The organism is Pseudomonas sp. ABFPK, from assembly GCF_001586765.1.
Classification (GTDB): Bacteria; Pseudomonadota; Gammaproteobacteria; order Pseudomonadales; family Pseudomonadaceae; genus Aquipseudomonas; species Aquipseudomonas asiatica.
The window spans coordinates 223013-234768 of the sequence record NZ_LQXW01000067.1; the positions used below are offsets into that span (position 1 = coordinate 223013).

Sequence of the window (11756 nt, forward strand, 5' to 3'; positions counted from 1 at the left end):
TCAACTCCTGTTCTTGATTTCGCTGGCGGACCGTTCCGTCTGCGCCACCTGCCAATGGCCGCGGCGTTTGCGCTTGGCCTGGTACATCGCCGCATCGGCGGCATTCAGAAGACTGGCGGGGTCGGCGCCGTCATCCGGGTAATAGGCAATACCGACACTCAACGAGGTGGCGATACTGCGACCGCTGTCCAGCTGCACCGGCAACTTCATGCTGGCAACGATCTTCTCGGCAATGTGCTCGGCGTCCTGGCGCGAATGCAAAGGCGTCAGCAGCACGGCGAACTCATCGCCACCCAGGCGCGCCACAAGGTCGTGCTCGCGCAGTTGGGCACGAACGCGGTCGGCCACGCTGATCAGCACTTCGTCGCCCACCGCATGGCCGAGGGTGTCGTTGATCTGCTTGAAGTGGTCACTGTCGAGGAACAGCAGCGCCAGGTGGTCCTTCTGCCGTTCGGCATTGCGCACGCTGCGGCTCAGGCGCCCCTCGAAGAAGGCGCGGTTGGGCAAGCCGGTCAGGCTGTCGTGGCTAGCCTGGTGGGCCAGGGTCTGGTTTTCGTTCTGCAGGTGGCTGTGCCATACCTCCAGCTCATCCAGCAGCGCGTTGAAGTCATTGCCCAGTTCGTTGAGCTCGGCAATCGGCGCCTCCGGCACGCGCCGGTCGAAACTGCGCTCGCGGCGGGCGGCGTGGGCAACACTGGCCAGGCCGCGCAGCGGGCGGACGATATCGCTTAGCAGACGCCGCGACAGGTACTGGGCAGCCAGGGCGCTGAGCACCGTGCAGAACAGGATGCCGGCCAGCCCGCTGAACAAGAACAGCAACAGGCTTCGCCCCTGGCCAACCAGCTCGATGCGCCCGACCTGCTGTTGCTGGTGCGTGATCGGCAGGTTGATCGGCTCATCCAGCAAGGCGGTGGCCACCTGTGCCTCCAGCCGCGCGAGCACGCCGGTATCACTGCGCTGCCAATGCGCCAGCTGCTCGCCTTCGTTGTTGAAGACCCTGGCTTCGGCCACTTCCTCGGTACTGGCAATCAGCGCCAGCGACTCATTGGCCGCAGCGCTGTCGTCAAACACCACCGCCGCTTCCACGGTGTAGCTGATCGAGCGGGCGATCAGGTGCAGGTTGTCGTTGGCGTAGACACGCAGGGCGAGCACGCCCAGCAGGGTCAGGGATATGCCGGCCAGGCCCACGGCGAGCAAGGCGACGCTGAGGTGGCCACGGCCCAACACCGAGCGCAGGGTCGGGCGCACGCCGCGCTTGCGCGTTGGTTTCATGGTTGCACCGCCCGGCGCCGCGACAATTGCAGCACGCTGGGATGAATGTGCACGCCGGAGCGTGCCACCGAGTCCAGGTTGACTTCAAAGGCTACCTGCTGGTCGCTGACCCGCAAGCAGAACAGGCTACCGACCGTGCACGAGTCGTCTGCCTCGCTGATGCTCAGCACCGGGTGGCCACTGACGCGCTCGAACAGCCGGTCGCGCTGGCCCTGGTCGAGTTTGCCAATGTAGATGGCGTCGCAGGCCTGGGCGACCTGGCTATCGTCTGCCAGCAGCCGCCGCACCTGCAGCGGTCGGCCAGACTCCTGCACATGGCCTTTGATCAGGTCATCGGCGTATTCGGTCGGGCCGACCAGGCACAGGCGCAAGGGCGAAGGTTCGACGGGCCAGCGGGCGTAGCTGAAGATGCCCAGCACCACTTGGGTGACCGCCTTGGCACGTTGCTGCACCTGGGCGGCAGTCATGGCGGAGTCTGCCTGGGCCGGGCCTGCGGAAAGGAACAGGGCGGCCAGCAATAGCGAAAGCACACAGCTCGTCACTCGCCTTGCGGCCACGTTCATGTGGGAAATCTCTTAAGGCCCTTTCCGATATCGGCGCAACGATAGCACATGGCCGCATCAATGTAGGTACGAGCAGCTTTGTGCATGGGGATTGATGGCCCCATCGCCGGCAAGCCAGCTCCCACAAGGACTCCACAGCCCTTGAAAACTGCGCTGCACCTGTGGGAGCTGGCCGGCGATAGGGCCTTATCGGTCCTACACCTGCTCCAGCATCAACCCGGAAATACGCCGCACCTTGCGCGCCACCGCCTCTTCGAAAATACCCTGACGAGGCTCAACCAGGCTGAAGCAATGCTTGGCGCGGGTGATGCCGGTGTATACCAGCTCCTTGGTCAGCACCGGGTTGAGCGCATCCGGCAGCACCAGCGCGGTGTGGCTGAACTCCGAGCCTTGGGACTTGTGCACGGTCATGGCGAATACCGTTTCCACTTCGTTCAGTCGGCTGGGCAGGACGAAGCGCACGCCCCCACTGCCGTCGTTACGCGGGAAGGCCACGCGCAGCAACGGTTCGCCGCGCTCATCCGGCAGACGCAGGGCGATGCCGATGTCACCGTTCATCAGGCCCAGGCCGTAATCGTTGCGGGTTACCAGCACCGGGCGCCCTTCGTACCAGGGCTGCTGGCTGTCGATCAGCCCGGCATTGTGCAGCACCCGTGCCACCCGCTCGTTGAGGCCTTCGACACCCCAGGCGCCGCGGCGTACCGCACACAGCAGCTGGAAGTCCTCGAAGCTGTGCAGCACCTTGCCCGCCCATTGCTCCCACGCGGGGTCGTCAACGGCGGTATCGAGTGCAGGGCGGAAGCGGCCAAGGGTGCGCAGGTAGCTGCGATAACCCTGCGGGCCGTCGCTGCCGCGATTCAGGCCGTCGAGCAGCAGGCGGTCGAAGGCGCGGTCCTGTTCGTGCTTCAGGGCCAGGCTGTACACATCGGGCGGCGGCGCGGCCAGCAGGTTGCGCGCCGCATGGGCGTCCTGGCGGTTGACCAGCCGGGCCAGCTGGCCAATGCCGCTGCCTTCGCCGAAACGCCGCGAGAAGCGCAGCATCACCACCTGCTGGGCCAACGGGTTGCGTTGCTCATCGCCGGCCTTGAGGCCGCTGCCCGCCAGCGACTCGCCACCGATCTGCTCCAGCCATGCCTCGGTCGCCGACGAGTAACAGCCCTCCTCGGCATCCCGGCACAGGTCACCCAGTACCGCACCGGCCTCGACAGAGGCCAGCTGGTCCTTGTCGCCCAGCAGTACCAGGCGTGCCCGTGGCGGCAGGGCATCAAGCAGGTTGGCCATCATTTCCAGGTCGATCATCGACGCTTCGTCGACCACCAGCACGTCCAACGGCAGCGGGTTGCCGGCATGGTGGCGGAAGTGCCGCGAACCGGGGCGGCTGCCGAGCAGGCGGTGCACGGTGCTGACCTCGGTGGGGATCTGCCCGCGCACCTCGGCGCTGACCTGCAGGCGCTCGACCTGCTGACCAATGGATTCGGTCAGGCGCGCGGCCGCCTTGCCGGTCGGCGCGGCCAGGCGAATGCGCAATGGCCTGCCCTGCTCCACCGCCGGCGCCTGCAGCAAGGCCAAAAGGCGTACCACGGTGGTTGTCTTGCCCGTGCCGGGGCCGCCGGTGATGATGCTGAAGCCTGCGCGGGTGGCAAGGGCGCAGGCGAGTTTCTGCCAGTCCACCTGGCCAGCCGGCGTACCACCGTCAAACAGCTGCGCCAGGCGGCCACGCAAGTCGGCCGGGGGCGCCTCGGACTGGGTCAGGCGCTGGCGAAGTGTATGGTCGATGCGCCGCTCGTAACTCCAGTAACGGCGCAAGTACAAACGCTCGCCGCTTAGCACCAGAGGCCGCGCTTGCTGGCCCGAAGTATCGCCGGCGGCCACTAGCGGACTGGCGGCAATGCGCTGGCGCCAGGCGTGCAGGTCGAGGTTGGCGAGCAACTGCGAAGGCAGCAGCAAGGGGCCGGTCAAGGCGTCGCCTTCAGGCGGCAAGGACAGGGCGAAATCGGGCTCGGCCAGGGTCTGCTGCAGGTCCAGGCAGACATGGCCGTGGCCCAGTTGGTGGCTGGCCAGGGCGGCGGCCAGCAACAGCAGTGGGTCACTACCGGGGGCTAGCTCCTCCAGGAATGATACGAACGCTCGGTCCAGGGCACGCAGCCAGCCGCGCTCTACCCAGCGGTCGAGCAGTTGCAGCAGGTCACCGCTGTCATGCTGTGGCGCCAATGCAAGCAGGTGCTCGGCGTGCAGCGGGGTGGGCAATAGGTCGACTAGGCTTCGGCTCATATCACGGCTCCGGCAAACAGGTCCTGCTGCACGGGCGGGTGCTCACCACGGAACAGCGCATCGAGGCTTTCGATCAGCTCACGCGGTGGCTTGGCGTGGTAAACGCCGTGGCCGCTGCTGCTGGCACCTCGCAGGAAAATGAACAGGGCGCCGCCGACATGGCGGTCGTAGTCGTAGTCAGGCAGGCGGGCGCGCAACTGCCGATGCAGGGCCAGCAGGTACAGCACGTACTGCAGGTCGTAGCGATGTTCGAGGATGGCCTTTTCCATGGCCGGGGCATCGTAGGCCTGAATGTCCGGGCCCAGCCAGTTGGACTTGTAGTCAGTCACGTAGTAACGCCCGTCCAGCTCGAAAGCCAGGTCGATGAAACCTTTGAACATGCCATTGAGCACGGTCGGCTGCGCCGCCGGGCGGGCCAGGCCGGGGTGGGTGTGGCGTGCCACCAGGCGGTCGAGCTGTTCGGCATCGACCTGGTGGCTGGCGAACCAGAACTCCATTTCGATCTGGTAGTGGCGCAGCTGCCCAAGCGTCACACCGAGGTCGTTGCCCGGCAACGGCAGCGCTTCGCCCAGCAGGCGCTGCAGCCAGTGCGTCAGGGTGGGAATCCAGCCGGTCCAGTCGCGACGGTTGCAGCGCTGGCCAACGGTTCGCTCGATCAGCCGTGCATTGCCGCTGACCTGGCTGAAGCCCTCGCGGCCAACCCACTCCAACAAGCCATGCAGGAAGGTGCCGGGGTTGGGCCCGCGCGGGAAGCGGTGAATATCGCCACTGTCGGCCGGGACCTCGCGCAGCACCTGGGTATCGACCACTTCATCATCCAGTAACTGCTGGGCCTGGGAGCTGTCGGCACCGAGGGTCTGGTCGCCGACGCGCAGGGCACTGTACGAGGCAATCCACCAATGCTCGGCGCTCGCAGCGCGACGCGGCTTGCGGGCAGGCAGCAGCTCATGCTCGGTGTGCGGCATGCGATATACCTGCTCATCTGCCGGCGGTAGGCCCGGGCAGCTGATGTGCGGGCAAGTTGCAGCCAAGGCCTGCAACCAGTCTGTCAGTTGTTGCGAGCCCGGCAGGGCGAGGCCGCCTCCCAGCAGATAGCCGAACGCCGAGCGGTGCAGTTGCGAGCTCTTCTGGTTGCCCCGCTTGAGGTCGGCGACACCCAGCCAGCAGGCATGCTGGGCACGGGTCAGGGCCACATAGAGCAGGCGCAGGTCTTCGGCCAGGCGCTCGTCGTCGGCGCGGTCGATCTGTTCCTGGTCTGGTGTGAGGGTGAGATGGGCGTTGCCCTGGCTATCATGCCAGGCCAGCGGCAGGCGGCTGCCGTCCACTGGTTTGCTGGTGCAGATGAACGGCAGGTAGACCAAGGGGTATTCCAGGCCCTTGGATTTGTGGATGGTCACCACTTTCACCAACTGCTCGTCACTCTCCAGGCGCAGGATCTGCTCTTCACCAGCCTGGCCGGAACTGGCCAGGTGCTCGGCCAGGTGGCGGATCAGCGCCTGTTCGCCGTCCAGTTCGCCGGCGGCCTGTTGCAGCAGCTCGGCCAGGTGCAGCAGGTTGGTCAGCACCCGCTCGCCATCGCTGCGGCGGATCAGCGTGCGCGGCAGCTGGAAGTCATGCAGCAGGTGCCTCAGCATCGGCAACACGCCCTGACGCTGCCAGGTGTCGCGGTAACGACGAAAACGCATGACCCAGTCTTCCCAGACCCGCTCGTCCTGGTTCAGGCGGTCCAGCGCAGCCAGCGACAGGTCGAGGGTAAGGCTGGCCAGGGCGGCCTTGAGCAGGCGCTCAGAGTCGGGTTCGGCACAGGCCTTTAGCCAGGCCAACAGGTCGTGGGCTTCCTGGGCGGCGAATACCGAGTCCTTGTCGGACAGGTACACACTACGCACCTCGCGCGCGGCAAGCTCGGCGCGGACCATCTGCGCTTCATGGCCATCGCGCACCAGGATGGCGATGTCCGATGGCAGGCACGGGCGTAGTTCGCCCTCGGCATTCTGGAAGCCAGCCGTGCCTTGCTGGCCGCCATTGAGCAAGGCGACGATATGGCTGGCGCAACTGGCTGCCAGCTGCTGCCGGTAAACGCTGCCGGAGACCGGCTCTTCGCTTTCCAGATGCCAGCATTGCAGGGCTGCGCAGGCTTCACCGTCGATCAACAGCTGTTCGCCACGGCCTTTGGCGCGGACCTCGATGAACGGCAGCGGGTTGTCATCAGCCTCGCGGAACAGGAATGCGCCACGCCCTGCCTCACGCGCCTCGGCCTGCAGGAACACCTGGTTGACCGCCGCGACCATGGCCTTGCTGGAGCGGTAGTTGGTGTCCAGGCTGTGCAGGCGACCACTGGTGGCACGGCGGGCAGCAAGGTAGGTGTAGATGTCGGCGCCACGGAAGGCATAGATCGCCTGCTTGGGGTCGCCGATCATGAACAGGCCGGTTTCGGCGCGGTTTTCGCTGATCTGGTAGATGCGCTCGAAGATGCCGTACTGCACCGGGTCGGTGTCCTGGAACTCGTCGATCAACGCCACCGGGAACTGTTCGCGGATCAGGCTGGCCAAGCGCTCGCCAGCCTCGCTGGCCAGGGCGTGCTGCAGGCGCAGGAGCATGTCGTCGAACCCCATTTCCGCGCGCCGACGCTTCTCCACTTCGAAGCGTGCCGCTACCCAGTTGGCGGCATGCTCGAGCAATGGGGCATCCGGGCTATCCAGGGCCTGTAACTGTTGCTGCAAGCTCTGCATGGCATTGAGGGCCGGGTGCTCGGGTGGCTCGCCCTTCCAGGCTTCGGCCATGCCCGCTGGGGTCAGGCGGGTAAAGCCGTTGCCCAGGTCAAGTTCCACCAGTTGTTCGTCTGCGGCCCAGGCGCAGAGTTTGTCGAACCAGGGCTCGAAGTAACGGGCCTGCATCTTGCGGCCATCGACCTGTTTGGCGGCCAGTGCATCACGGCAGATCTGGCGCAACTCCTCGGCCCATTGCGCCCAAGGCGCCTTGAGCCGGGCCAACTGCTCGCCACGCTGCTGCAGCGATGCCTGGATCAGTGCCGCCGGCTCGGGTCCATCGTGCCGGACGCGCACGCGACCGAACAGCGGGCGGATCCGCGGCAGCAAGGCGTCGGGGCTGCCCCAGTGGCCACGCACCCAGGCCAGCGCGTCGCCTTGCATGCCGTAGCAGAAGCGCCGCCAGTAGTCGCGCATGACCTGACCCAGCAGTTCGCTGTGGTCTGTTTCCAGGGTCTGGGTGAACAGGCTGCCGCTGTCGAAGGCATGTTCGCGCAGCATGCGCTGGCACCAGCCGTGGATGGTCGATACCGCTGCCTCGTCCATCCACTGCACGGCGACTTCCAGGCGCCCGGCACAGCGTGGCCAGGCTTCTTCCGGATAGTCGTCACGCAGTTGGTGCAACAGCGGGTCGGCCGCCTCCAGCTCGCCACGGAAGAACCGCGCAGCTTCGGCCAGGCGGGCGCGGATACGTTCGCGCAGCTCTTTGGTGGCGGCGTCGGTGAAGGTCACCACGAGGATCTGCGGTGGTAGCAGCTCGCGGTCGAAGCCCTGCTCGCCACCATGACCGAGGATCAGGCGCAGGTACAGCGCCGAAATGGTGAAGGTCTTGCCCGTGCCGGCGCTTGCCTCGATCAGCTGGCTGCCATGCAGGGGGAAACTCAGTGCCAGGGGACGGTCCTGGGTCATGCGCCTTTCTCCGGGTTGCCCAGGGTCTGCCACGGGGCGTTGAACAATGGGCGGTACAAGGCTTCGCACCAGCCTTCGAAGGTTTCATCAGCGGTGAGTGCGGCAAAGTCGCGGAACTGCCGGGCCAGGGCGATGCTTTCACTGCGCTCGCCGAAGCTGGTGCGCTCGTCGCCTTCGTAGGCGCGGGCGGCAGCAGCCAGGGCTTTCTCGCTATCGTCCTGGGCCAGCCAGGCGAACGCGGTCTTGGCCGCGACCGGCAACGGCGCATTCATCGCCGCCTGACGGGCTACCAGCAGGTCGCCCAGCAATTGCGCCGCCTGCGCTTGCGGCAGTGGCTCAAGCAGCAGGGTCAAATCGCTGGCCACCAGCGCGCTGTTATAGGGGTAGCCCGCCGCGCAGGCCGCCAGGTGCGTGACCCAGGGCGCGATCAGGCGGTGCCACTTGAGGGCGTTACGCCCGGCACTGATAGTGTTGGGTACGGTGGTGATGCTGAGCAGGCTCTGGTCATCTGCCTGGAATACCCGCCCAAGCCACCCTTCGAGGCGGTGCGGGCCGTGCTCGAAATGCACGGGCAATGCCCCCTCGACCAGCTGCGGCCAGCGTTGCAATAGCTGGCGGTGGCGTTGCAGCAGGTCTGGCAGGGGCTCGATCAGCTCGCGCTGCAGCAGTTCGCCGAAGCCGGCCAGTGGCAGCACGCCACAGGCCTGCAAGCGCCGGGCTTGTGCCTGCAGGGCCTGTTCGGCATTGTCCGGCTCGGCCAGCGCTGCACCCAACAGGCTTTCACTGGCGCCGTATCGTTGCAGGGTATCGAGGACGAAGGGTTCCTCGTCCGGGGTCGGTGCTTCCAGCGCTTCGAAGTACACCTTCAGACGCTGGCTGAAGAAATGCCGCACCGGGTGGCGCAGGAAGTCATTCAGCTGGGTCAGGCTCAAGGCCTCCTCGTCATGGTATGGCGGCAGGACGTGGTCAGCCTGCTGGTCCTCCTGGCCCTGCTGGTGCAACACCTGCCATTCGTGGGCAAAGCTGAACAGCGGGCTGCCCTTCTGGAAGTATCGTGAACTGAACGGTTGCAGCGGGTGCTCCTGGGTCAGTGCGTGCAGCAGTTGCTCGCCAGGTTCTGCCGGCTGCCCCTGCTCCGCGCCAGCCAGCTGCCAGCCGGCTGCAAGGTGATCGCGCAACTGGCCGATGAGCACCGAGGCCGGGCGTTCGCTGTTGTCGCGGATACTGCGCCCGACCCAGCTGACATACAGCTGGTCGCCGGCCGACAACAGCGCTTCGAGCAGCAGGTAGCGGTCATCCTCACGGCGCGAGCGGTCACCGGGGCGGTAGTCGCTGGCCATCAGGTCGAAGTCCAGCGGCTGCTGGGCGCGGGGATAATCGCCATCGTTCATGCCCAGCAGGCAGACCACCCGGAACGGGATGGCGCGCATCGGCATGAGCGTACAGAAGTTCACCGAGCCGGCGAGGAAGCGCTGGGACAACTTGCCCTGGTCGAGGCCCGACAGCCAGGCTTCGCGCACTACGGTCAGCGGTAATGGGTCTTGCAGGCCGACGGCCTCGCACACCTCAAGCCAGCTATCACGCAAATCCTGCAACTGCATCAGCAGGAACTCGTCGCGCTCGCCCTCGGCCAGGAAAAACACTTGCAGCAAGGCATGCAGGCGTTCCCCCCACTGGCTGACAGTGGCAGGCTCGGACAAGGCCTGGCTGGCCACTTCGAGGGCGTCGAGCAAGGCGACCAGCGGGCCGATCAGCGCGGCATCCAGGCCACCGATTTCATCGTAGGGTTCGATGCCGTCACAGGCCTCACCCACGCCTACGGCATAACCCAGAAGCATGCGGCGCAGGCCGAACCGCCAGCTGTTCTGTTCCAGCCCAGCGGGCAAGCCCAGGCTGGCCCGCTGCTCGGCATTGAGGCCCCAGCGGATGCCCGCCCCCTCGATCCAGCGGTGCAGCGTGGGCAGGTCGTTTTCGCGTATGCCGAAACGGGCGCGGACTGCCGGCACATCCAGCAGGTCGAGTACTTCGCTGACCGCGAAGCGGCTGTCCGGCAGCTTGAGCAGGTGTTCGAGGGCAATCAGCAAGGGTTCGCGGCCACGCTGGCCCTGGTCGGTCAGGGTGAACGGGATGTAGCGCGGATCGTTGCGCTGCAACTGGCCGAATACGGCGCGAATATGCGGCGCGTAGGTATCGATGGCCGGCAGCATGACGATCACGTCACGTGGGCGCAGGGTTGGGTCGGCGCTGAACCGGGCCAGTAGCTGATCGTGAAGGATCTCCACTTCGCGTTGCGGGCTATGGGCGATGTGGAAGCGGATCGAGCGGTCCTTCGCTGGGTCGACTGGATGCCACTGCTCACGAGTTTCGGCGAGCGGACGCAGTTCAAGGATGTCGTCCTGCAACTGGTTGAGCAGCGTGGTGGGCGAGCCCTCACTGAATAGGTCGATGCGACCGTCGCTGAACACGCCCTGGTAACTGCTGGGGTCATCGTAGCTGTCGAGCAGGTTGATGTAATCGCGGCCTTGTTTGCCCCAGGCGGCCAGCAAAGGGTGGGCATGCTGGTGCAGCGACTGGTCGTCCAGTTGCAAGGGCATGCCCTGCTTGCGTTGCTGGCGCTTGTACTGGTGGCGCAGCAGGTCCTTGTCGGCAACGATATCGGCCCAGTGGTGGCGGCAGGGGTTGTGCACGCACAGCAGCACCTGGCTGAAGCGTGCCAGGCCGGCCAGTGCCTCGAGGGCCTGGGCTGGCAGCGAGGAGATACCGAATACGATCACCCGGGCCGGCAGACCGGCAGGTGCCTGCTCCAGGCTGTTGATCCGTTCGATGAAGCGTTGATGTACGCCGGCACGGCTCTGCGCCATGCCCTGCTCACCAACATCCTCCAGCAATGCACGCCACAACTCGGCCTGCCAGCGGTTGCCCGGGGGCAGCGCCTTGCGTTCACCGCGGGCGGTGTTGAGGATGTGCTCGCCAGCGGCCCAGTCCTTGAGCCAGTCGGCGCGGTAGACCTGATACTGGTCGAACAGGTCGGCCAGGCGCTCGGCGAGCTGATAGCGCTTGCGCAGGTCGCTGTCGTCGGTGAGAAAGCGTCGCAACGGCTCGAAATGCGGGCGTTCGATCAAGGCCGGGAGCAGACGCATCAGACGCCAGGTCAGCGGTGCCTTGTCGAGCAGGGAGACTTCGGGAATTTCGTCACGGCCCAGCACGCTGCGGTAAAGCTGCCACATGAAGCTGCCTGGCAATTGCACATCGATGGCGGCGGCGATGCCACAGCCGCCCTGGTCATCGTCCTGAGGGTCTTCGGCAAGAGCCAGCTTGAGCCATTGGGCGATGCCATTGCTTTGCACCAAGGCGATTTCGTTTTCCAGAGGTGCCAAGGGATAGCGACGCATCCAGCTCACCACCAAGCTGCGCAGGTCGTCGAGGCGGTTGCCGTGGACGATCATGAAGCCGGGGTGAAGGTGGGTGGTGTTGGGCATCGGGAGGTCTCTGGCTGGCGCTGGGGGCTGAGGGGAAACGATATCACGCAGGTACGATACGGAGAGTATGGCGCAGTGCCATTAGCCGATTGACAAGGCATCGGTGGAACCCTGTTAGCGGCCTTGCGCCGTCCCTGTGGGAGCGGCTTTAGCCGCGAAGCAAGCGACGCGGTGGATGGCACCGGCTTTGCCGGCATTCGCGGGTGAACCCGCTCCCACAGGGACTGCGTATGCCCGGGAATTTTTGCGCCACAAAGACAAAACCCCTACCTGCATGCGCAGATAGGGGTTTTGCGAAATGAATCTTGACGATGACCTACTCTCACATGGGGAAACCCCACACTACCATCGGCGATGCATCGTTTCACTGCTGAGTTCGGGATGGGATCAGGTGGTTCCAATGCTCTATGGTCGTCAAGAAATTCTGTTGCCAGAATGTCCAGATGGACAGCCCAGCGAATTCGGATATGCGATATTTGTGATGTTGCGAACTTTCG

The 11756-nt window shown here is 65.5% G+C and carries 5 protein-coding genes and 1 rRNA gene; all 6 read right to left on the minus strand.

What is annotated here, in order from left to right; all coding sequences use genetic code 11:
• A complete protein-coding gene (locus WM94_RS26650; protein ID WP_061552500.1) occupies positions 1-1272 on the minus strand; it encodes a diguanylate cyclase domain-containing protein in 1272 nt (423 codons plus the stop codon).
• Entirely contained in the window at positions 1269-1835 is a 567-nt protein-coding gene (locus WM94_RS26655; RefSeq protein ID WP_061552501.1) for a YfiR family protein, read from the minus strand. Before WM94_RS26655 ends, WM94_RS26650 begins: the two co-directional genes overlap by 4 nt.
• Positions 1836-2030: 195 nt before the next feature.
• The gene (gene recD, locus WM94_RS26660; RefSeq protein ID WP_061552502.1) at positions 2031-4106 is read right to left on the minus strand and encodes an exodeoxyribonuclease V subunit alpha; all 2076 of its coding nucleotides are present in this window, start codon (positions 4104-4106) and stop codon (positions 2031-2033) included.
• On the minus strand, positions 4103-7780 hold the full coding sequence (gene recB / locus WM94_RS26665) for an exodeoxyribonuclease V subunit beta (protein ID WP_061552503.1): 3678 nt from the start codon (positions 7778-7780) through the stop codon (positions 4103-4105). Before recB ends, recD begins: the two co-directional genes overlap by 4 nt.
• A complete protein-coding gene (gene recC, locus WM94_RS26670) occupies positions 7777-11259 on the minus strand; it encodes an exodeoxyribonuclease V subunit gamma (RefSeq protein WP_061552504.1) in 3483 nt (1160 codons plus the stop codon). The genes recB and recC overlap by 4 nt, the downstream gene beginning before the upstream one ends.
• A gap of 303 nt (positions 11260-11562) precedes the next feature.
• Positions 11563-11678 (minus strand): 5S ribosomal RNA (gene rrf / locus WM94_RS26675).
• Positions 11679-11756: the final 78 nt, after the last annotated feature.

Bases quoted from the DNA above. Each gene is read 5' to 3' on its own strand.
- WM94_RS26650 (WP_061552500.1), bottom strand. From the start codon at position 1,272: ATGAAACCAACGCGCAAGCGCGGCGTGCGCCCGACCCTGCGCTCGGTG.
- WM94_RS26655 (WP_061552501.1), bottom strand. From the start codon at position 1,835: ATGAACGTGGCCGCAAGGCGAGTGACGAGCTGTGTGCTTTCGCTATTG.
- recD (WP_061552502.1), bottom strand. From the start codon at position 4,106: ATGAGCCGAAGCCTAGTCGACCTATTGCCCACCCCGCTGCACGCCGAG.
- recB (WP_061552503.1), bottom strand. From the start codon at position 7,780: ATGACCCAGGACCGTCCCCTGGCACTGAGTTTCCCCCTGCATGGCAGC.
- recC (WP_061552504.1), bottom strand. From the start codon at position 11,259: ATGCCCAACACCACCCACCTTCACCCCGGCTTCATGATCGTCCACGGC.